The following is a 22,585-nucleotide window of genomic DNA, read 5'->3' on the forward strand; positions in this document are numbered from 1 at the left end:
ATCTGTATCACGCTGAAAAAATTCTCTCTCACGCCAAAACATCTTCGGCGTTGTAAGGTTAAGCCTCACGGTTCATTAGTACCGGTTAGCTCAACGCATCGCTGCGCTTACACACCCGGCCTATCAACGTCGTCGTCTTCAACGTTCCTTCAGGACCCTTTAAGGGTCAGGGAGAACTCATCTCGGGGCAAGTTTCGTGCTTAGATGCTTTCAGCACTTATCTCTTCCGCATTTAGCTACCGGGCAGTGCCATTGGCATGACAACCCGAACACCAGTGATGCGTCCACTCCGGTCCTCTCGTACTAGGAGCAGCCCCCCTCAGTTCTCCAGCGCCCACGGCAGATAGGGACCGAACTGTCTCACGACGTTCTAAACCCAGCTCGCGTACCACTTTAAATGGCGAACAGCCATACCCTTGGGACCTACTTCAGCCCCAGGATGTGATGAGCCGACATCGAGGTGCCAAACACCGCCGTCGATATGAACTCTTGGGCGGTATCAGCCTGTTATCCCCGGAGTACCTTTTATCCGTTGAGCGATGGCCCTTCCATTCAGAACCACCGGATCACTATGACCTGCTTTCGCACCTGCTCGCGCCGTCACGCTCGCAGTCAAGCCAGCTTATGCCATTGCACTAACCTCCTGATGTCCGACCAGGATTAGCTGACCTTCGTGCTCCTCCGTTACGCTTTAGGAGGAGACCGCCCCAGTCAAACTACCCACCAGACACTGTCCGCAACCCGGTTTACGGGTCCACGTTAGAACATCAAACATTAAAGGGTGGTATTTCAAGGTTGGCTCCACGCAGACTGGCGTCCACGCTTCAAAGCCTCCCACCTATCCTACACATCAAGGCTCAATGTTCAGTGTCAAGCTATAGTAAAGGTTCACGGGGTCTTTCCGTCTTGCCGCGGGTACACTGCATCTTCACAGCGAGTTCAATTTCACTGAGTCTCGGGTGGAGACAGCCTGGCCATCATTACGCCATTCGTGCAGGTCGGAACTTACCCGACAAGGAATTTCGCTACCTTAGGACCGTTATAGTTACGGCCGCCGTTTACCGGGGCTTCGATCAAGAGCTTCTCCTTACGGATAACCCCATCAATTAACCTTCCGGCACCGGGCAGGCGTCACACCGTATACGTCCACTTTCGTGTTTGCACAGTGCTGTGTTTTTAATAAACAGTTGCAGCCAGCTGGTATCTTCGACTGATTTCAGCTCCACGAGCAGGTCGCTTCACCTACGCATCAGCGTGCCTTCTCCCGAAGTTACGGCACCATTTTGCCTAGTTCCTTCACCCGAGTTCTCTCAAGCGCCTTGGTATTCTCTACCTGACCACCTGTGTCGGTTTGGGGTACGATTTCGTGTTACCTGGAGCTTAGAGGCTTTTCCTGGAAGCAGGGCATTTGTTGCTTCAGCACCGTGGTGCCTCGTCATCACGCCTCAGTGTTAAAGCACTCCGGATTTGCCTGGAGCACACACCTTCACGCTTAAACCGGGACAACCGTCGCCCGGCCAACATAGCCTTCTCCGTCCCCCCTTCGCAGTAACACCAAGTACAGGAATATTAACCTGTTTCCCATCGACTACGCCTTTCGGCCTCGCCTTAGGGGTCGACTCACCCTGCCCCGATTAACGTTGGACAGGAACCCTTGGTCTTCCGGCGAGCGGGCTTTTCACCCGCTTTATCGTTACTTATGTCAGCATTCGCACTTCTGATACCTCCAGCAGCCCTCACAGGCCACCTTCAACGGCTTACAGAACGCTCCCCTACCCAACAACGCATAAGCGTCGCTGCCGCAGCTTCGGTGCATGGTTTAGCCCCGTTACATCTTCCGCGCAGGCCGACTCGACCAGTGAGCTATTACGCTTTCTTTAAATGATGGCTGCTTCTAAGCCAACATCCTGGCTGTCTGGGCCTTCCCACATCGTTTCCCACTTAACCATGACTTTGGGACCTTAGCTGGCGGTCTGGGTTGTTTCCCTCTTCACGACGGACGTTAGCACCCGCCGTGTGTCTCCCGTGATAACATTCTCCGGTATTCGTAGTTTGCATCGGGTTGGTAAGCCGGGATGGCCCCCTAGCCGAAACAGTGCTCTACCCCCGGAGATGAATTCACGAGGCGCTACCTAAATAGCTTTCGGGGAGAACCAGCTATCTCCCGGTTTGATTGGCCTTTCACCCCCAGCCACAGGTCATCCGCTAATTTTTCAACATTAGTCGGTTCGGTCCTCCAGTTAGTGTTACCCAACCTTCAACCTGCCCATGGCTAGATCACCGGGTTTCGGGTCTATACCCTGCAACTTAACGCCCAGTTAAGACTCGGTTTCCCTTCGGCTCCCCTATACGGTTAACCTTGCTACAGAATATAAGTCGCTGACCCATTATACAAAAGGTACGCAGTCACACCCCGAAGGATGCTCCCACTGCTTGTACGTACACGGTTTCAGGTTCTTTTTCACTCCCCTCGCCGGGGTTCTTTTCGCCTTTCCCTCACGGTACTGGTTCACTATCGGTCAGTCAGGAGTATTTAGCCTTGGAGGATGGTCCCCCCATATTCAGACAGGATACCACGTGTCCCGCCCTACTCATCGAGCTCACAGCCTGTGCGTTTTCGTGTACGGGGCTGTCACCCTGTATCGCGCGACTTTCCAGACGCTTCCACTAACACACAAGCTGATTCAGGCTCTGGGCTCCTCCCCGTTCGCTCGCCGCTACTGGGGGAATCTCGGTTGATTTCTTTTCCTCGGGGTACTTAGATGTTTCAGTTCCCCCGGTTCGCTTCACAGCACTATGGATTCATGCTGTGATGATGCACCGTAGTGCACCGGGTTTCCCCATTCGGACATCGCCGGGTCAAGGGTTCATATCACCTCGCCGGCGCTTTTCGCAGATTAGCACGTCCTTCATCGCCTCTGACTGCCAGGGCATCCACCGTGTACGCTTAGTCGCTTAACCTCACAACCCGAAGATGTTTCTTCCGATTCATCATCGCATTGCAAAAATTTGAGAGACTCACGAACAACTTGCGTTGTTCAGTGTTTCAATTTTCAGCTTGATCCAGATTTTTAAAGAGCAAAACTTCGCAGCACACACAGAATGTGTACTCTGAAGTTTTTTTGTTTGTGCAGTAATGATGGTGGAGCTATGCGGGATCGAACCGCAGACCTCCTGCGTGCAAAGCAGGCGCTCTCCCAGCTGAGCTATAGCCCCATCGTAGTTAAAACCTCATCAAATTTGCTTTCGCAAATTTGGTAGGCCTGAGTGGACTTGAACCACCGACCTCACCCTTATCAGGGGTGCGCTCTAACCACCTGAGCTACAAGCCTGCAGAGATTTTCTTACTGCTGTTTTTTCATCAGACAATCTGTGTGAGCACTTCAGGAGATGGTTCTTTAAGGTAAGGAGGTGATCCAACCGCAGGTTCCCCTACGGTTACCTTGTTACGACTTCACCCCAGTCATGAATCACAAAGTGGTAAGCGCCCTCCCGAAGGTTAAGCTACCTACTTCTTTTGCAACCCACTCCCATGGTGTGACGGGCGGTGTGTACAAGGCCCGGGAACGTATTCACCGTGACATTCTGATTCACGATTACTAGCGATTCCGACTTCATGGAGTCGAGTTGCAGACTCCAATCCGGACTACGACGCACTTTATGAGGTCCGCTTGCTCTCGCGAGGTCGCTTCTCTTTGTATGCGCCATTGTAGCACGTGTGTAGCCCTGGTCGTAAGGGCCATGATGACTTGACGTCATCCCCACCTTCCTCCAGTTTATCACTGGCAGTCTCCTTTGAGTTCCCGGCCTAACCGCTGGCAACAAAGGATAAGGGTTGCGCTCGTTGCGGGACTTAACCCAACATTTCACAACACGAGCTGACGACAGCCATGCAGCACCTGTCTCACAGTTCCCGAAGGCACCCCGGCATCTCTGCCAGGTTCTGTGGATGTCAAGACCAGGTAAGGTTCTTCGCGTTGCATCGAATTAAACCACATGCTCCACCGCTTGTGCGGGCCCCCGTCAATTCATTTGAGTTTTAACCTTGCGGCCGTACTCCCCAGGCGGTCGATTTAACGCGTTAGCTCCGGAAGCCACGCCTCAAGGGCACAACCTCCAAATCGACATCGTTTACGGCGTGGACTACCAGGGTATCTAATCCTGTTTGCTCCCCACGCTTTCGCACCTGAGCGTCAGTCTTCGTCCAGGAGGCCGCCTTCGCCACCGGTATTCCTCCAGATCTCTACGCATTTCACCGCTACACCTGGAATTCTACCTCCCTCTACGAGACTCCAGCCTGCCAGTTTCGAATGCAGTTCCCAGGTTGAGCCCGGGGATTTCACATCCGACTTGACAGACCGCCTGCGTGCGCTTTACGCCCAGTAATTCCGATTAACGCTTGCACCCTCCGTATTACCGCGGCTGCTGGCACGGAGTTAGCCGGTGCTTCTTCTGCGGGTAACGTCAATCGGCACGGTTATTAACCGTACCGCCTTCCTCCCCGCTGAAAGTGCTTTACAACCCGAAGGCCTTCTTCACACACGCGGCATGGCTGCATCAGGCTTGCGCCCATTGTGCAATATTCCCCACTGCTGCCTCCCGTAGGAGTCTGGACCGTGTCTCAGTTCCAGTGTGGCTGGTCATCCTCTCAGACCAGCTAGGGATCGTCGCCTAGGTGGGCCATTACCCCGCCTACTAGCTAATCCCATCTGGGCACATCTGATGGCAAGAGGCCCGAAGGTCCCCCTCTTTGGTCTTGCGACGTTATGCGGTATTAGCTACCGTTTCCAGTAGTTATCCCCCTCCATCAGGCAGTTTCCCAGACATTACTCACCCGTCCGCCACTCGTCACCCGAGAGCAAGCTCTCTGTGCTACCGTTCGACTTGCATGTGTTAGGCCTGCCGCCAGCGTTCAATCTGAGCCATGATCAAACTCTTCAATTTAAAGTTTGATGCTCATCGAATTAAACTTCGTAATGAATTACGTGTTCACCCGTGAGACTTGGTATTCATTTTTTGTCCGAAGACATCAAGAATCCAGTCACCTGAGTGCCCACACAGATTGTCTGATAAATTGTTAAAGAGCAGTTGCGACGCGGCTTTCAGCTCACTGTCGCGAGGTGGCGTATATTACGCTTTCCTCTTTCAGAGTCAACCCCGATTTTCAGGATTTTTTCTCTTCCGACTTAACGTCGCTGCGGGATGTTCTTCGCTGGCGCCGTGTCGATGGAGGCGCATTATAGGGAGCCGGAGAGGAATGACAAGCGGAAAAATGCATTTTTATCTCAACCGCTCATCTTTTCGTCACAACGGTTATTTTTGGTGCTTTTTGATAGCTAATGGCAGCTCCGCAAGGCTATTAATCACCCAATCAGCGCTTTTTTCCGCTTCCGGGGTGACCGGTTTGCCCGTGCGCACTAAGACTTTCGTACCCACTTGTGCAGCATCCGCCGCCTGCATATCTTCTATTTTATCGCCTACCATATAAGAAGCAGCCATATCGATGTGCAGGAAATCGCGGGCAGAGATCAACATCCCCGGATGCGGCTTACGGCAATCGCACACCTGACGAAACTCTTCAACGGTTCCCTGCGGGTGATGTGGACAATAATAGATACCGTCCAGATCCACACCGCGATCGGCCAGCGACCAGTCCATCCACTCGGTCAGCGTTTCAAACTGCGCTTCGGTAAATTTACCGCGAGCAATACCAGACTGGTTCGTTACCAGAACCAGCGCGTAGCCCATCTCTTTAAGTTCGCGCATGGCGTCAATAACGCCATCAATAAATTCGAAGTTATCGATCTCATGCACGTAGCCATGATCAACATTAATCGTGCCATCACGATCGAGGAAAATAGCGGGTACTGACTTTGCCACGGGTTTACTCCTGAAAAAGGCATAGAAGCTTAGTATCTCATGTTTCGCAACGCAGGAAAGTGCTCATCATTGCAAGCGACATTGATTTAGACGTCTGGATGCCTTACCATCCGCTCTGTTTACGGGTACGCCCGTAACCGGCAGAACAAAATGCCACGGCTAACTCTTATACGATAAAAATAATCTAATGATTAAACTTTCGAATATCACCAAAGTGTTCCAGCAGGGGAACCGTAATATACAGGCGCTGAACAACGTCAGCCTGCATGTTCCCGCTGGTCAAATTTATGGCGTTATTGGCGCATCAGGTGCGGGGAAAAGTACGCTTATCCGCTGCGTTAACCTGCTTGAGCGTCCGACGCAAGGCAGTGTGCTGGTCGATGGCCAGGAACTGACTAAACTCTCTGAAGTGGAATTAACTAAAGCTCGCCGCCAAATTGGCATGATCTTCCAGCACTTTAATCTGCTGGCATCGCGTACCGTTTTCGGTAATGTCGCATTACCGCTGGAGCTGGATAATACCCCGCGTGACGAGATCAATCGCCGGGTAAAAGAGCTGCTTGATCTGGTCGGTCTTGGCGATAAACATGACAGTTATCCGGCCAACCTCTCCGGGGGGCAAAAACAGCGCGTGGCAATCGCCCGTGCGTTGGCCAGCAATCCGAAAGTGCTGCTGTGTGACGAAGCCACCAGCGCGCTCGATCCGGCAACAACACGTTCCATTCTTGAATTGCTGAAAGACATCAACCGTCGCCTCGGTCTGACCATTCTGCTGATCACCCACGAAATGGATGTGGTTAAGCGCATTTGCGACTGCGTGGCCGTTATCAGCAACGGTGAACTGATTGAGCAAGATACGGTGAGTGAAGTCTTCTCCCATCCGAAAACGCCGCTGGCACAGCAGTTTATTCAGTCCACGCTGCATCTCGATATTCCGGAAGATTATGCACAACGCTTGCAGCCGGAACCGCAGGCTGACAGCGTACCGATGCTGCGTATGGAGTTTACTGGTCAGTCGGTGGATGCGCCGCTGTTGTCTGAAACCGCGCGTCGTTTCAACGTGAACAACAACATTATTAGCGCGCAGATGGATTACGCGGGCGGCGTGAAGTTCGGCATTATGCTGACGGAAATGCACGGCACTCAGCAAGATACCCAGGCAGCCATCGCCTGGTTGCAGGAACACCATGTAAAAATAGAGGTACTCGGTTATGTCTGAGGCAATGATGTGGCTCTTTGCCCGCAGCATCTGGGAAACACTGTTTATGACCTTTGCCTCCGGTCTGCTGGGGTTTGTCGTGGGTCTGCCGTTTGGCGTGCTGTTGTATGTCACGCGTCCGGGTCAGATCATGCAGAATCCGGGTCTGTATCGGGTGATCTCTGCGCTGGTAAACATTTTCCGTTCCATTCCGTTCATTATTTTGCTGGTCTGGATGATTCCTTTTACGCGCGTGATTGTCGGCACCTCAATTGGTCTGTACGCCGTCATTGTACCGCTGACGGTTGGCGCCGCGCCGTTTATCGCCCGTATGGTGGAAAACACCCTGTTGGAGCTGCCGGCAGGTTTGATTGAAGCTTCCCGTGCGATGGGTGCAACGCCAATGCAGATCATCCGCAAAGTGCTGTTGCCGGAAGCGCTGCCGGGCCTCATTAATGCTGCGACCATTACGCTGATTACCCTCGTGGGTTATTCCGCAATGGGCGGTGCCGTCGGTGCCGGTGGTCTGGGACAACTGGGGATCCAGTACGGCTATGTGACCTATAACCCATTAGTGATGAATACCGTACTGATATTACTGGTGGTTCTGGTTTACTTAATTCAGTTCGCGGGCGATCGTATCGTCCGGGCTGTGACGCACAAATAACGTTACACAACATAACGACTCTGAGAGAAGGGAAATAACATGGCTTTTAAATTCAAGACCTTTGCAGCCGTAGGTGCTCTGCTTGGTTCTCTGGCGCTGGTCGGATGCGGCCAGGATGAAAAGGATCCGAATCACATTAAAGTCGGTGTGATTGTTGGTGCTGAACAGCAGGTTGCCGAAGTCGCACAGAAAGTTGCGAAAGAGAAATATGGCCTCGACGTTGAGCTGGTGACTTTTAACGACTACGTGCTGCCAAACGAAGCGCTGAGCAAAGGCGATATCGATGCTAACGCCTTCCAGCACAAACCGTACCTCGATCAGCAGATTAAAGATCGCGGTTTCAAACTGGTTCCGGTCGGCAACACTTTTGTTTATCCAATTGCAGGCTACTCCAAAAAAATCAAATCACTGTCTGAATTGCAGGATGGTTCTCAGGTCGCCGTACCAAACGATCCGACTAACCTCGGTCGTTCCCTGCTGCTGTTGCAGAAACAGGGTTTGATCAAACTGAAAGATGGTGTGGGCTTGATGCCGACCGTACTGGATATCACCGAAAACCCGAAAAACCTGAAGATTGTTGAGCTGGAAGCACCGCAACTGCCGCGCTCTCTGGATGACGCGCAGATTGCACTGGCGGTGATCAACACCACTTATGCCAGCCAGATCGGCCTGACTCCGGCAAAAGACGGCATCTTCGTTGAAGATAAAGACTCTCCGTACGTGAACCTGATCGTTGCCCGTGAAGATAACAAAGACGCGGAAAACGTGAAAAAATTCGTTCAGGCTTACCAGTCAGATGAAGTGAACGAAGCGGCGAACAAAGTCTTCAATGGCGGCGCGGTGAAAGGCTGGTAATCTCCTCTGTCTGTAATATCATTCAAGGCGGGCGAAAGCCCGCCTTGTCATTTGTACACGTCCCTGATTCAATAAGCGGCGTTAAGAAAATCACTTTGAGGAAAGATTATGCGTGCTTTACCGATCTGTTTATTAGCACTCATGTTGAGCGGCTGCTCCTTGCTAAGCAGATCCCCTGTCGAACCGGTACAAAGTAGCGCAGTGACGCCAAAATCAGAGCCGGTAAAACCGAAAGTGACACGCCCTGCCCCGGTGCGCATCATCACTGATGCACAAGATTTAGTGGGTAAACCGTTCCGCGATCTGGGTGAAGTCACCGGCGAATCCTGTCAGGCAAGCAACCAGGACTCCCCGCCGAACATCCCGACCGCACGCAAACGCATGCAGATTAATGCCTCGAAAAAAGCCAGGGCCAATGCCGTTCTGTTGCATAGCTGCGAAGTAACCAGCGGTACTCCTGGCTGCTATCGCCAGGCCATCTGTGTGGGTTCCGCACTCGACGTTTCGGCAAAATGAGTACCTTTGCTTTCGGGCAAATAGGTGTTATCCGTTCACCGTATAAAGAGAAGTTTGCCGTACCGCGCCAGCCGGGTCTGGTGAAGCATGGCGGCGGCGAACTTCACTTGCTTCCTCCGTATAATCAACCCGATGCAGTGCGCGGCCTCGAAGGGTTCAGCCATTTGTGGGTGCTTTTCGTTTTTCATCAAACGATGGAAGGCGGATGGCGTCCTACCGTGCGCCCGCCGCGGCTCGGGGGCAATGCAAGAATGGGCGTGTTCGCCACACGATCAACGTTTCGCCCCAATCCGATCGGTATGTCACTGGTCGAATTAAAAGGGATCCGCTGCCATAAAGATCAGGTGATTTTACAGCTCGGTAGCCTGGATCTGGTCGATGGCACGCCGGTTGTGGATATCAAACCTTATCTGCCTTTTGCCGAAGCCGTACCCGATGCGCAGGCCAGCTACGCGCAGCAGGCGCCGGTTGGCGATATCCCGGTGAGCTTCACATCCGACGTGGAGTTGCAGCTTAGCGGGCTGGAAAAGCGTTATCCCCACTTCAAAGCCTTTTTGCTGGAAGTGCTGGCGCAGGATCCGCGTCCGGCCTACCGAAAAGAGGAAGAACAAGGGAAGACTTACGCCGTCTGGCTGCTGGATTTTAATGTGCGCTGGCGCGTAACGGCGACAGGATTCGAAGTCTTTGCGCTGGAAGCACGCTAATTTTATTCCCCTCTCTTTTGGCATCTCTGCCAGGCTGATAAACTAAACCACTTTTTTTGTGTCAGGCCTGATTTCGGGCCTGTTCCGATTGTCCAAATGGAACCGTAACAACATGCGTACTAGCCAATACTTGCTCTCCACTCTTAAGGAGACGCCTGCCGACGCCGAAGTCATCAGCCACCAGCTGATGCTGCGCGCCGGGATGATCCGCAAACTGGCCTCCGGGTTATACACCTGGCTGCCGACCGGTCTGCGCGTCCTGAAAAAAGTCGAAAACATCGTGCGTGAAGAGATGAATAACGCCGGTGCGATTGAGGTGTCCATGCCAGTGGTGCAGCCAGCCGATCTGTGGCAGGAAAGCGGCCGCTGGGAGCAGTATGGCCCGGAACTGCTGCGTTTTGTTGATCGCGGCGATCGCCCGTTCGTCCTCGGCCCGACTCACGAAGAAGTCATTACCGATCTGATCCGTAACGAGCTGAACTCCTACAAACAGCTGCCGCTGAACTTCTTCCAGATCCAGACCAAGTTCCGCGATGAAGTGCGCCCACGCTTTGGCGTTATGCGTTCCCGCGAATTCCTGATGAAAGATGCCTACTCTTTCCATACCTCTCAGGAATCCTTGCAGGAAACCTATGACGCAATGTATGCCGCCTACAGCAAAATCTTCAGCCGTATGGGGCTGGATTTCCGTGCTGTACAGGCCGATACCGGCTCGATCGGCGGTAGCGCATCCCATGAATTCCAGGTGCTGGCGCAGAGCGGTGAAGATGATGTGATCTTCTCTGACTCCTCCGATTTCGCCGCCAACATCGAGTTTGCTGAAGCGCTGGCACCAAAAGAACCGCGCGCCGCCGCCACGCAGGAAATGACGCTGGTTGATACGCCAAACGCGAAAACCATCGCCGAGCTGGTTGAACAGTTCAACCTGCCGATTGAGAAAACGGTAAAAACGCTGCTGGTGAAAGCCGTTGAAGGCAGCAGCTACCCGCTGGTCGCGCTGCTGGTTCGCGGCGATCACGAGCTGAACGAAGTGAAAGCGGAAAAACTGCCGCAGGTTGCTACACCGTTAACTTTCGCCACCGAAGCGGAAATTCGCGCCGTGGTCAATGCCGGTCCTGGCTCCCTTGGCCCGGTTAATATGCCAGTTCCTGTGGTGATCGACCGTACCGTTGCCGCGATGAGCGACTTCTCTGCGGGCGCGAACATCGACGGTAAACACTACTTCGGCATCAACTGGGATCGCGATGTCGTGACGCCGGAAGTGGCGGATATCCGTAACGTTGTCGCTGGCGATCCAAGCCCGGACGGTAAAGGTACGCTGCTGATTAAACGCGGTATCGAAGTGGGTCATATTTTCCAGCTCGGCACCAAGTACTCCCAGGCGCTGAACGCGGCGGTACAGGGTGAAGATGGCCGCAACCAGATTCTGACCATGGGCTGCTACGGTATCGGTGTAACGCGCGTGGTGGCTGCGGCGATCGAGCAGAACAACGACGAGCGCGGGATCATCTGGCCGGACGCTATCGCACCGTTCCAGGTTGCGCTGCTGCCGATGAACATGCACAAATCCTACCGTGTGCAGGAACTGGCGGAAAAACTCTACGCCGAACTGCGCGCGCAGGGCATTGAAGTGCTGATGGATGACCGTAAAGAGCGTCCGGGCGTGATGTTTGCTGATATGGAACTGATCGGTATCCCGCACACGGTGGTGATCGGCGATCGCAACCTCGACAACGACGATATTGAATACAAATATCGTCGCAACGGCGAGAAGCAGCTCATCAAAACCGGCGACCTCCTTGATTATCTGGTGAAAGCTATTAAAGGCTAAGCCGACAAAAAGCCCCGCTCGCGGGGCTTTTTTTATGGTGTCAGAGGCTTAATCATCACAGTCTTTATTGGCGCTAAACTGCCCTTTCTTATTAATGACCAGCACTTTCTGTGGCGCGCCGGTATCCGGGTTCGGTTCAAAGGCAAAATGCCCTTCCACCACCAGCAGAATCGGTTTGCTTTCAGTACCGCGCGCAGCTGCATAATCGCGCTCAAGCTGAGCATTACTTGCCACTGCGACCTGTTTCCCGGTTGCACAGTCCGTAAATACTGCCGCATCAGCCATATATCGGTACATACCGCGCATCGCCATCGGCGTTGCCGGAAGCGACGCTTTCACCGGTTGCAGCGTGTAGTTCAGTTGCGAATGAATCGGATTGCCTTCCCGATCCATCATCTCCAGCGCATCGCCTTTCGCACGGAACCAGGTTTTTTCACCCTGAGTATCGGTAAGGATCAGTTTATCGGCCGTGCGCGCCCAGTTACCATAAGAGGCAAATACCGACGGGCCTTTTCCGCCCTGGTAGCGCTGGTTCATCACCCAACTGCCATCCTTTTCCAGAAACAGCGACGTTTCGATACCTTCGCAATCGGCACAGGGTAAAACGCCGCGCCAGCTCTGCTGCATCGGTTTCAGCTCTTCAACTTGCGTCGGCTGCACCATTTCGGTGTCACCCCGATTGTTACAGCCGAAAAGGGCAAACAGCGCCCCCCCGGCCAGCAGAGATAAAATCGCTTTTTTCACACTCGATTCCTTATGCACAAGTCTGTTGTTGCCCGTCAGCCATCATGTCGACGGACTTTCCCACGCAGCGCTTTTACCGACGACTTTTGCGCCTTGCCCGTTAACCGGCGCTCTTTCGATGCGCGGGTCGGGCGCGTTGCCCGACGGCTCTTTTGCACTGCGGTCAATTCTTTGATCAATTCCACCAGGCGCGCGATCGCCGCTTCGCGGTTCATCTCCTGGCTGCGATATTCCTGCGCTTTTATCACAACCCAGCCATCGCTACTAATCAGATGGTGCGAAGCCTCCAGTAAACGCGCCTTATAATACTCAGGCAGGCTTGACGCCCGAATATCAAAACGCAGGTGGATAGCGGTCGAACTTTTATTCACATTTTGGCCGCCCGCTCCCTGCGCCCGCACAGCGGTGATCTCCAGCTCATCCTCAGCAATGGAGACAGTGCGGGAGATCGTAATCATGGCTGCTGCCAGGCTTCAAGGTGGATTTCCCGATTCTGCGTATCATCAGAAAGCCAGATGGCGCCATCCTGCAAGGTAGCCTGTAGCGTCATGGTGCGATCGTTGGCAAACGCGCTGAGCGCCGCCAGTTGCTCATCATCCAGGTACCAGATGCTTAAGTTGCCGAAGCTCGCGCAACGGCTTTGATTTTGCTGCCACCAGATCTGCGCCGCCCGGGAATTATAGGCAAATAACGCCACGTCTTTCGCCTGTGTGCAGGCTTTCTTCAACCGTTTTTCGTCCGGCAGCCCCAGCTCGATCCACAAATCAATTCCCAGATAATCATTACGCAGCCAGGCTTCCGGCTCATCTTCAGCGCTCAGGCCGCGGGTGAATTGCAGCCGCTCATCGGCATATTTTATCCACGCCAGCAGGCGCAACATCATGCGCTCCTGGGTTTCGGAAGGATGGCGGGCCAGCGTCAGCGTCGCATCTAAAAACTGATTACGATCCAGATCGGCAACATTCACCGTCGCTTTATAAATAGTCGCTTTTAAGGCCATAACACCACTCCTGCATAAAATGGCCGCTATTGTAGCTAATTCAGGGGCAAAGCGCTGTTATCTCTTATGCGCATCATTCGCCATCACGCTGATAATGGCGGATAAGCTATGTTATAGTCGCCTTGCTAAACAGTATTAATCTTCGTAGGCTTAGTGTTATCTCACAGTAAAGTCAGGTAGCTGACAGGAGGAGATGTGAACAATTATTGTGAGTTAGTACGCAAACGGTATGCGGAAATCGCCAGCGGAGATTTGGGGTATATCCCGGATGCGCTGGGGTGCGTGTTGAAAGTGCTGAATGAAATGGCGTCGGATGACACCCTTTCAGAGTCGGTCAGGGAAAAGGCGGCATATGCGGCCGCGAACTTACTGGTGAGCGATTATGTCAATGAATGATGCCTATCAACCCATCAACTGTGATGACTATGACAATCTTGAACTCGCCTGCCAGCATCATCTTTTATTGGCGCTGGAATTGAAAGACGGCGAGGTGCTCAGCGCCAAAGCCAACGATTTAGTCTCACGTAAAAATGTGGAGTATCTGGTAGTGGATGTCGCAGGCGTCTCACGCGAAGTGCGTCTCGATAAAATTGCCAGCTTCAGCCATCCTGAAATCGGCACCGTTGTGGTGAGCGAGTCCTGACATTCAACGGGCAGCGCAGGCTGCCCTCTACTTTTTCCACACTAACTTCACGCCTTCCTGTCCGGCCGTTTTAAGCCCTTGTTGCGTAGCAAACACGCCCGCCGCTGCGATTAACGTTTCGCCATAAAACAGCAGCGGCGTGGTGTCGCGCCGCCAGGGAGCCACGCCGAACTCCTGCCAGATTTTTTTCAGTTTACGCCCGCCATGACGGCCGGCGATATGTAACAAACCGGATGCATGGAAACGCACAGAAACCCTCTCTTCCGCAGTTGGCGCCCGCAATTCCCCTCCAGCGATCAGCGACAGTTCCCCCATCCCGGCCGGTAATAACAGCGGCGCAAAAGGCATTGCCCAGTTCAGTTGCGTATTACGCTGGCTGGGCTGCGTTTTAATCCAGTAGAGATTGCCCTGAAAACGACGCACTTCATACTCACCCAGCCGCAGGCAAGGCTCCGCATCGTCACGCGCCTGCGCCACTTCAAACCACAAGCGGTTAAGCATTGCGCGGGACGGCATCGCCGCCCCCTGCTGCGCCAGCCAGCGGCGTAACAGGGCGTTGCGGCGAACTTCGCTCAGCACCTGCAAAGCCGCAATGTTCAGGGCCCCTTCCTCCGTGGTCGCCGCCGCCAGTTCGTCAGCCAGTAGCTCATCCAGCAGTTGCTCTTGCTCTCCACAAAGCTCAGCGCTACGCGCAACGGCATCGGCGAAATGCGGCCAGCGCGCCGTCAGTAGCGGCAGCACCTGCTGGCGCAAAAAGTTGCGGTCAAAACGGACATCAGCGTTACTTTCATCCTCAATCCAGCGCAAATCATGCAGTTGCGCCCATTGATGCAGGGTGTCACGTGAAAAGTTGAGCAGCGGACGAATAAGCTGCGTTCCGGCAAAGGGCAAACTTTGCGGCATCGCGGCAAGCCCCGCTGGCCCACTGCCGCGCTTAAGCGCCAGCAGTACGGTTTCGCACTGATCATCCAGATGCTGCGCGGTAAGCAGCACTTCGCCTGGCTTCAACGCCTGACGAAATGCCCGATAGCGCGCTTTCCGCGCCTGCGCTTCAATGCCCTCGCCATTATCGACCAGCGTCACGTATTGCACCGTTAGCGGGATCTGCCAGAGTTCGCAAAGCGACTGGCAATGCTCAACCCACGCATTCGCATACGGACTAAGCCCATGATGGATATGAATTGCCCGTAACCGGATATCGGGCTGTTGCTCGCGCCAGAGCATCATTTGGTGCAATAGCACAGTTGAATCCAGCCCGCCGCTGAAGGCTACCAGAAACTGGCGTGATGCAGTGGGTAATGGCGCGAAAAGTGGCGTGGTCATAGTGGTTTTCAAAACGGAAGCGATGCCCGGCACGTTACCGGGCATCGCGTTGTGTGGCAAGTATTACTGCTGGTAAAGCTCCAGCGGCAGGCCATCGGGATCGTTAAAGAAGGTGAAACGTTTATCGGTGCAGGGATCAACACGTATCGCTTCACACTTCACGCCGTGCGATTCCAGATGCGCCACCGCCTGGTCGATATCATCAACGCTGAACGCCAGATGGCGCAGGCCGCACGCTTCCGGGCGGCTGGGACGCGCAGGCGGAAACGGAAAGGAGAACAGCTCAATCACATACTGCCCGTTCAGCGCCAGATCGCCTTTCCACGAATCGCGCGCCTCGCGATAAACTTCACTTTGTAGCGTAAAACCAAGGATATCGCAGTAGAACGCTTTGCTTGCAGCATAATCCGTGGCGATGATCGCAATGTGATGTACCTGTTTTAAACCCAGCATAGTTTCTCCTTTTCTCAATGCCTGAACGTTACCCCCGCCCACTTCAGCCCGCAATAGATTAGCGGGCTTTTAGGACTCGTACCCGGTAAGTGCCCTCTTCATCCCGTTTTGCGCCGTGAATATCGGTTTCAAAGCCCGGATAGTGGCGACCAATCGCGCATAGCATCAGCAGGAAATCCAGCACCGGGCGGCTGGCGTCAGTGATCATTTCACCCGGCATCACCAGCGGTACGCCAGGCGGATAAGGCAGGATCATATTGGCCGAGATCCGTCCGATCAGTTTTTCCAGTTCTACCGTTTCCACCTCGCCCTGGATCTGCCGCTGCCATGCCTGATGCGGCGTCAACTTCATATCCGGCAGCACATCGAAAGCCTGCAACATCAAACGCGGTAGATCATGCTGGCGAATAAGCTTATGGATCCCCTGCGCCAGATCCTGAATCCGCATATTGCGATAGAAATCAGGATCTTCAGCATAGAGATCCGGCAACATGTTCTTCACCCGCAGATTAAGATCGTAGGCACGCTTGAACTCCATCAGCCCACGCAACAACCCCATTGCCCGGGTTTTATCGATGCCGATACTGAACAGAAACAGCAGGTTATACGGCCCGGTTTTTTCCACCACCACGCCACGTTCATCGAGGAACTTCGCTACAAGCGCCGCCGGGATCCCTTCCTCGCTCATGTTCCCTTGCTCGTCCATACCGGGCGTCAGGATGGTCACTTTGACCGGGTCGAGAAACATATGGTCGGCATCCGCATCGCGAAAACCATGCCATGCTTCACCCGGTGCGACCGGCCAGCAGTCAGCTTCATCAATCTCTTCCGGTTGCCAGATATCAAAGAACCAGCCGTCGGCTTCATCCTTCAGCCGTTGCACCTCTTTGCGAAAATGCAGCGCCCGTTCAACCGAGCGGTTAATTAAGCGCTTACCAGGGTTTCCGCGCAGCATCGCTGCGGCCGTTTCGATCGATGCCACCAGCGGATAGCTCGGCGATGTGGTGGTGTGCATCATAAAGGCTTCGTTAAACGTGTCCTCATCATATTCACCTTTAATATGAATCAACGATGCCTGCGAGAATGCCGCCAACATTTTGTGCGTCGACTGCGTTTCAAAGAAGACTTTTCCCGGCACCCGCTCGCCGCTCATGCCGCTTTTTCCGGCATAAATAGGGTGAAAATTGGTGTACGGCACCCAGGCGGAATCGAAATGGATCGAGGGTACATCCAGCGTTTTTTTAATCCAGTCGGTGTTGTACAGCAGGCCATCATACGTGGAGTTAGTAATCACCGCGTGTACCGGCCAGTGCGCCCCCGCCGTGGTTGCAACTTTTTGTTCGATGCTGGCATGGGTAAACTCGCGGCGCGGTATGCCACCCAGGATACCCAGTGCGTTGCGTCCCGGCTTCAGCCACAGCGGCGTGACATCGCTCATCATCAACAGATGCGCCAGCGATTTATGACAGTTACGGTCAATCAACAGGGTACTGCCCGCTGGCGCGGCATACATACCGACAATTTTGTTGGAGGTCGATGTGCCGTTGGTCACCATATAGCTCTGCTCGGCACCAAACGTACGGGCGATATACTCTTCAGCCTCCAGATGCGGACCGGTATGATCCAGCAGCGATCCCAGCTCAGTCACAGAGATCGAAACATCCGCTTTGAGCGTATTGCCGCCGAAGAAATCATAAAACAAGCAGCCTACCGGGCTTTTCTGGTACGCCGTCCCTGCCATATGCCCGGGCGTGCAGAAGGTATATTTTCCCTCTTTTACATAGGTGAACAGCGCCCGGGTAAACGGGGGCGTGATGTTTTCCAGATACTCTTTGGTGTACTGGACAATCCGCGAGGCAATCTCGTCCGCCACGCTCAGGGCGTATTCGAAAAACCACAGCGCCATACGCATATCCTGCGCGCTGACATCCATGGTGGAGTGGGTATTAATAAACGCATACAGCGGAAGGTATTCATTTAGCTGATTAATCTCGCTGCACAGATCGAGGGAGTACTCATCCCAGTCAAAGATCACGCCGCAAATACGCGGGTTATGCTCGATAAACTTCAGTAAGTCGGTGCTGTTTCTGGGCCAGATAATATGAAACCCTTGCGCCTGTAGCGCCTGTTCCAGCTCCTTGATTGGCTCATCTTTGTAGAAAACGCCATGGGGTCCCATGATGGCAATAATATTCACAGCTACCTCCGTTAAAAACCTTAGCTAAGCATAGTTGAGGTAAACCGCAGGTATAAAAAAAGCCGCACAGAGGTGCGGCTTTTCATCAATGCAATGAAACTCAGGCGTAGCCGTAGCTCATCAGACGCTGGTAACGGCGGTTACGCAGATCGTCTTTGCTCAGCACATCCAGATCGGCGAGATCGGCCAGCAGTTGCGCTTTCAGCGAAGCGGCCATCGCTTCCGGGTTGCGATGCGCGCCGCCCAGCGGTTCCGGAACGATCGAGTCGATCAGTTTCAGTTCTTTCAGACGCGGCGCGATGATGCCCATCGCTTCTGCGGCCAGCGGCGCTTTGTCGGCGCTTTTCCACAGAATAGAAGCACAACCTTCCGGCGAGATAACAGAATAGGTGCTGTATTGCAGCATATTCACTTTATCGCCCACGCCAATCGCCAGCGCACCGCCGGAGCCACCTTCGCCGATCACGGTGCAGATCACCGGTACGCTCAGGCGGGACATTTCACGCAGGTTGCGGGCGATCGCTTCCGACTGACCACGCTCTTCGGCACCCACGCCAGGGTAAGCGCCAGGGGTGTCGATAAAGGTGATAATCGGCATGTTAAAACGTTCTGCCATTTCCATCAGGCGCAGTGCTTTGCGATAACCTTCCGGTGCCGGCATACCAAAGTTACGGCGGATTTTCTCTTTGGTTTCGCGGCCTTTCTGGTGGCCGATGATCATTACCGGGCGACCGTCGAGACGCGCGATACCGCCAACAATGGCTTTATCGTCGGCATAAGCGCGATCGCCAGCCAGTTCGTCGAATTCATCAAACGCCAGGCGGACATAATCCAGGGTGTAAGGACGCAGTGGATGGCGCGCCAGTTGGGCAACCTGCCATGCACCAAGATCGGCGAAAATTTTGCGCGTCAACTCTACGCTTTTTTCGCGCAGACGATGCACTTCTTCGTCGATATTTATATCCAGTTTTTCATCCTGACGGCCAACGGCAGTCAGAGAATCGATTTTCGCTTCCAGCTCAGCAATCGGCTGTTCGAAATCAAGGAAATTCAGACTCATAGTATTCCTGTATTAGTCAAACTCCAGTTCCACCTGCTCCGAACCTATGAGGCCACGCAGATCGTTGAGTAAACGATCGCTCGGAGAGACGCGCCACGTTGCGCCGAAACGTAACCGCGCACGCGCATCCGCCCTCTGATAGTAGAGATGTACTGGAATGGTTCCCGAACGGTGGGGTTCCAGAGACTGACGGAGTCGGTTTAAAAGCTGGTCATCAATTTGCCTGTCCGTCAGCGAGATAGCAAGCCCACGGGCGTATTTTTCCCGGGCTTCGTCAATGTCCATAACTTCACGGGCGGTCATTTTAAGTCCCCCGCTAAAGTCATCAAAGCTGACCTGTCCGCTGACAATAAGTATGCGGTCTTTTTCCAGCAGTTGCTGGTATTTATCCAGGGCATCAGTGAATAACATAACTTCCAGACGCCCGGAACGGTCATCTAACGTACAGATGCCGATACGATTGCCGCGCTTGGTGACCATAACCCGCGCAGCAATGACGAGCCCCGCCGCCGTGGTGACCTTCCCACGTTCGGTCGGATGCATGTCTTTCAGCCGATAGCCTCCGACATAGCGCTCAATTTCTTTCAAATATTGGTTAATCGGGTGACCCGTAAGGTAGAGACCTAACGTTTCACGCTCACCTTCCAGCACCACCTGTTCCGGCCACGGCTGGCAACTGGCGTAAGATTGTTCTATCTGCTCTGGCTCTTCGGCCAGCACGCCAAACATATCGGCCTGGCCAATCGCCTCGGCTTTCGAATGCTGATCGGCGGCTTTAAGCGCATCGCCCAGCGAGTTCATCAGCGCTGCTCGATGCGGCCCAAGGCGGTCAAACGCCCCGGACATAATCAGTTTTTCCAGCACCCGGCGATTAAGCTTTTTAATGTCGGTGCGCGCGCACAGATCAAACAGTTCGCGGAAGTAACCGCCGTTATTACGCGCTTCGATGATCGCCTCAATCGGACCTTCACCGACGCCTTTAATCGCCCCGATACCGTAAACAATTTCACCGTCATCGTTGACGTGGAAATGGTACAACCCGGAGTTAATATCCGGCGGCAGGATTTTCAGCCCCATGCGCCAGCACTCATCCACCAGACCAACGACTTTTTCGGTGTTGTCCATATCGGCAGTCATCACCGCCGCCATAAACTCGGCCGGATAGTGCGCTTTCAACCACAGCGTCTGGTATGAGACCAAAGCATAGGCGGCAGAGTGCGATTTGTTAAATCCGTACCCGGCGAATTTTTCTACCAGGTCAAAGATTTTCATCGCCAGTTCGCCGTCGATGCCATTTTTCTTCGCGCCCTCTTCGAAGGTGCCGCGCTGCTTGGCCATCTCTTCCGGCTTTTTCTTACCCATCGCACGGCGCAGCATGTCCGCGCCGCCAAGGGTATAACCCGAAAGCACCTGGGCAATCTGCATCACCTGTTCCTGGTAGAGGATAATGCCGTAAGTCGGCTCCAGTACCGGTTTCAGGCTTTCATGCTGCCACTGCACATCGGGATAGGAGATCTCTTCGCGCCCGTGTTTACGGTCGATGAAGTTATCTACCATGCCTGACTGCAACGGCCCCGGACGGAACAGGGCCACCAGCGCGATCATATCTTCGAAGCAGTCGGGTTGCAGGCGCTTAATTAAATCTTTCATGCCGCGGGATTCAAGCTGGAACACCGCAGTGGTCTCCGAGCGTTGCAGCATGTCGAAACTTTTCTTGTCATCCAGCGGAATAGCGGCGATATCGAGCGGCGGCTCGCCGTTCTTCTCGCGCCGGGCGTTGATCATCTCCAGCGCCCAGTTGATGATAGTCAGCGTGCGCAAACCCAGGAAGTCAAACTTCACCAGCCCGGCATATTCAACATCGTTTTTATCAAACTGAGTGACCGGGTGCTGACCGGCTTCATCACAGTACAGCGGGGCAAAGTCGGTTATTTTGGTGGGTGCGATGACCACGCCACCAGCGTGTTTACCCGCGTTTCGCGTCACACCTTCCAGCTTGCGCGCCATGTCGATTAGCGCTTTAACTTCTTCGTCTGCTTCGTAGATTTCCGGTAGTTGCGGCTCGGCTTCGAACGCTTTCGCCAGCGTCATGCCCGGATCCGGCGGCACCAGTTTAGAGATGCGGTCCACAAAGCCGTACGGGTGACCCAGTACGCGACCCACATCGCGGATAACCGCTTTCGCCGCCATGGTTCCGAAGGTGATGATCTGCGATACCGCATCGCGCCCGTACATGTCCGCCACGTGCTCGATCACCTGGTCGCGCTTCTCCATACAGAAGTCAACGTCGAAGTCGGGCATCGATACACGTTCCGGGTTAAGGAAACGTTCGAACAGCAGGTCAAATTCCAGCGGATCAAGGTCCGTAATTTTCAGCGCATAAGCCACCAGCGATCCAGCGCCCGAGCCACGCCCCGGCCCTACCGGCACGCCATTATCTTTTGACCACTGGATAAATTCCATCACGATCAGAAAGTAACCGGGGAAACCCATCTGGTTGATAACTTGCAATTCGATATCAAGACGCTCGTCGTACGGCGGACGTTTCTCTGCACGCACTTGCTCATCCGGGAAGAGGAACGCAAGGCGTTCTTCGAGACCCACTTTCGATTTCTCCACGAGGAAGTCTTCAGTGGTCATATCACCGGTCGGGAACTGCGGCAGGAAGTATTCACCAAGCCGTACGGTCACATTACAGCGTTTGGCGATTTCGACGGTGTTTTCCAGCGCTTCCGGGATATCGGAGAAGAGTTCGCACATCTCCTCTTCGCTGCGCATATATTGCTGCGCGGAGTAGTTGCGCGGACGTTTGGGATCGTCCAGAGTGAAACCGTCGTGGATGGCGACACGGATCTCATGCGCGTCGAAGTCGCCTGCATCAATAAAGCGCACATCGTTGGTCGCCACGACCGGCAAACCGTGCTCTTCCGCCAGTTGTACGGCTGCGTGCAGGTAGGGCTCTTCATCAGCACGCCCCGTGCGGATCAACTCAAGGTAGTAGCGATCGGGAAAATGCTCTTTGTAGAAATCGAGACACTGTTCAACCAGCACACTGTTGCCACGCAACAGGCTTTTCCCCACGTCGCCCATGCGCCCGCCGGAGAGCAGGATCAACCCTTCGCCGAGCTCCTGCAACCAGTCGCGATCGATCCACGGCCCCAGTGCGCCATAGCCACGCTGGTAGGCTCGCGAAATCAGCAATGTCAGATTCTGGTAACCGGTATTGTTGGCCGCCAGGACGGTGAGCTGTGTCAGTTCATCGCCTAACAGATCGCTCTGTACGTGCAGATCGGCGCCGACGATCGGTTTCATCCCGGCTCCGTGCGCCGTTCCGTAGAACTTCACCAGACCACAGAGGTTCGTAAAATCGGTGATCGCCAGCGCGGGCATGCCGAGCGCGGCCGCCTTTTTCACCAGCGGCCCGGTTTTCGCCAGCCCGTCAATCATGGAGTAGTCGCTATGCACCCGCAGGTGTACGAAACGTGGTTCAGCCATTTTCAGATCCCAGCCTGGT

General features: G+C 54.1%; 17 protein-coding genes, 2 tRNA genes and 2 rRNA genes. 8 read left to right on the top strand and 13 right to left on the bottom strand.

Features of this window, described 5'->3' with window-relative positions:
• Window positions 1–54: 54 nt before the first annotated feature.
• The 5 genes from Y71_RS22150 to gmhB form a co-directional block, all read right to left on the bottom strand.
• Window positions 55–2,961 (bottom strand): 23S ribosomal RNA (locus Y71_RS22150).
• A gap of 179 nt (window positions 2,962–3,140) precedes the next feature.
• Window positions 3,141–3,216, bottom strand: a tRNA-Ala gene (locus tag Y71_RS22155).
• Between the two features lie 39 nt (window positions 3,217–3,255).
• Window positions 3,256–3,332, bottom strand: a tRNA-Ile gene (locus Y71_RS22160).
• A 72-nt stretch (window positions 3,333–3,404) separates the two neighbouring features.
• Window positions 3,405–4,944, bottom strand: a 16S ribosomal RNA gene (locus tag Y71_RS22165).
• Together the 16S and 23S rRNA genes with 2 tRNA genes alongside form the textbook arrangement of a ribosomal RNA operon.
• Before the next feature lie 369 nt (window positions 4,945–5,313).
• Window positions 5,314–5,880, bottom strand: a complete 567-nt coding sequence (gene gmhB / locus Y71_RS22170; protein WP_007373255.1) for a D-glycero-beta-D-manno-heptose 1,7-bisphosphate 7-phosphatase — start codon at window positions 5,878–5,880, stop codon at window positions 5,314–5,316.
• A gap of 187 nt (window positions 5,881–6,067) precedes the next feature.
• On the opposite strand from gmhB, the gene metN reads away from it, so the two are divergent.
• The 6 genes from metN to proS all read left to right on the top strand — a co-directional run bounded on the left by metN (window position 6,068) and on the right by proS (window position 11,651).
• The gene (metN, locus tag Y71_RS22175; protein ID WP_007373254.1) at window positions 6,068–7,099 is read left to right on the top strand and encodes a methionine ABC transporter ATP-binding protein MetN; all 1,032 of its coding nucleotides are present in this window, start codon (window positions 6,068–6,070) and stop codon (window positions 7,097–7,099) included.
• Window positions 7,092–7,745 (top strand): methionine ABC transporter permease MetI, encoded by a 654-nt coding sequence (locus tag Y71_RS22180; protein WP_007373253.1) that lies wholly within the window; start codon window positions 7,092–7,094, stop codon window positions 7,743–7,745. Before metN ends, Y71_RS22180 begins: the two co-directional genes overlap by 8 nt.
• Window positions 7,746–7,784: 39 nt before the next feature.
• Window positions 7,785–8,600 carry a methionine ABC transporter substrate-binding lipoprotein MetQ gene (gene metQ / locus Y71_RS22185; protein ID WP_007373252.1) on the top strand — a complete coding sequence of 272 codons (816 nt, stop codon included), beginning with the start codon at window positions 7,785–7,787 and terminating at the stop codon, window positions 8,598–8,600.
• Window positions 8,601–8,708: 108 nt separating this feature from the next.
• A complete protein-coding gene (rcsF, locus tag Y71_RS22190; protein ID WP_035886474.1) occupies window positions 8,709–9,116 on the top strand; it encodes an Rcs stress response system protein RcsF in 408 nt (135 codons plus the stop codon).
• Window positions 9,113–9,820 carry a tRNA (N6-threonylcarbamoyladenosine(37)-N6)-methyltransferase TrmO gene (tsaA, locus tag Y71_RS22195; RefSeq protein WP_007373249.1) on the top strand — a complete coding sequence of 236 codons (708 nt, stop codon included), beginning with the start codon at window positions 9,113–9,115 and terminating at the stop codon, window positions 9,818–9,820. Before rcsF ends, tsaA begins: the two co-directional genes overlap by 4 nt.
• 112 nt (window positions 9,821–9,932) lie before the next feature.
• Entirely contained in the window at window positions 9,933–11,651 is a 1,719-nt protein-coding gene (gene proS, locus Y71_RS22200; RefSeq protein WP_007373248.1) for a proline--tRNA ligase, read from the top strand.
• 48 nt (window positions 11,652–11,699) lie between these two features.
• Here proS and nlpE read toward each other — a convergent pair whose 3' ends face one another.
• Genes nlpE through Y71_RS22215 form a run of 3 tightly spaced genes read right to left on the bottom strand, consistent with a single transcriptional unit; the run spans window position 11,700 to window position 13,395 of the window.
• Entirely contained in the window at window positions 11,700–12,395 is a 696-nt protein-coding gene (gene nlpE / locus Y71_RS22205; protein WP_007373247.1) for an envelope stress response activation lipoprotein NlpE, read from the bottom strand.
• Between the two features lie 35 nt (window positions 12,396–12,430).
• Window positions 12,431–12,853: an alternative ribosome rescue aminoacyl-tRNA hydrolase ArfB gene (gene arfB / locus Y71_RS22210; RefSeq protein ID WP_007373246.1), complete on the bottom strand. Its 423-nt coding sequence runs from the start codon at window positions 12,851–12,853 to the stop codon at window positions 12,431–12,433.
• Window positions 12,850–13,395 (bottom strand): YaeQ family protein, encoded by a 546-nt coding sequence (locus Y71_RS22215; protein ID WP_007373245.1) that lies wholly within the window; start codon window positions 13,393–13,395, stop codon window positions 12,850–12,852. The genes arfB and Y71_RS22215 overlap by 4 nt, the downstream gene beginning before the upstream one ends.
• Before the next feature lie 195 nt (window positions 13,396–13,590).
• Between Y71_RS22215 and Y71_RS22220 the strand changes: the two genes are divergently transcribed.
• Both Y71_RS22220 and rof read left to right on the top strand, forming a co-directional pair.
• Window positions 13,591–13,791: a YaeP family protein gene (locus Y71_RS22220; protein WP_007373244.1), complete on the top strand. Its 201-nt coding sequence runs from the start codon at window positions 13,591–13,593 to the stop codon at window positions 13,789–13,791.
• Entirely contained in the window at window positions 13,778–14,038 is a 261-nt protein-coding gene (gene rof / locus Y71_RS22225) for a Rho-binding antiterminator (RefSeq protein WP_007373243.1), read from the top strand. Before Y71_RS22220 ends, rof begins: the two co-directional genes overlap by 14 nt.
• 27 nt (window positions 14,039–14,065) lie before the next feature.
• On the opposite strand, the gene tilS is transcribed toward rof, so the two are convergent.
• From tilS to dnaE, 5 genes are all read right to left on the bottom strand, one after another.
• Window positions 14,066–15,361 (bottom strand): tRNA lysidine(34) synthetase TilS, encoded by a 1,296-nt coding sequence (gene tilS / locus Y71_RS22230; RefSeq protein WP_007373242.1) that lies wholly within the window; start codon window positions 15,359–15,361, stop codon window positions 14,066–14,068.
• A gap of 63 nt (window positions 15,362–15,424) precedes the next feature.
• Window positions 15,425–15,814 (bottom strand): VOC family protein, encoded by a 390-nt coding sequence (locus tag Y71_RS22235; RefSeq protein WP_007373241.1) that lies wholly within the window; start codon window positions 15,812–15,814, stop codon window positions 15,425–15,427.
• 58 nt (window positions 15,815–15,872) lie between these two features.
• Window positions 15,873–18,011 (bottom strand): lysine decarboxylase LdcC, encoded by a 2,139-nt coding sequence (locus Y71_RS22240; RefSeq protein WP_007373240.1) that lies wholly within the window; start codon window positions 18,009–18,011, stop codon window positions 15,873–15,875.
• 100 nt (window positions 18,012–18,111) lie between these two features.
• A complete protein-coding gene (gene accA, locus Y71_RS22245; RefSeq protein WP_007373239.1) occupies window positions 18,112–19,071 on the bottom strand; it encodes an acetyl-CoA carboxylase carboxyl transferase subunit alpha in 960 nt (319 codons plus the stop codon).
• A 12-nt stretch (window positions 19,072–19,083) separates the two neighbouring features.
• Entirely contained in the window at window positions 19,084–22,566 is a 3,483-nt protein-coding gene (gene dnaE, locus Y71_RS22250) for a DNA polymerase III subunit alpha (protein ID WP_035943167.1), read from the bottom strand.
• Window positions 22,567–22,585: the final 19 nt, after the last annotated feature.

The organism is Kosakonia radicincitans DSM 16656 (genome assembly GCF_000280495.2).
Classification (GTDB): Bacteria; Pseudomonadota; Gammaproteobacteria; order Enterobacterales; family Enterobacteriaceae; genus Kosakonia; species Kosakonia radicincitans.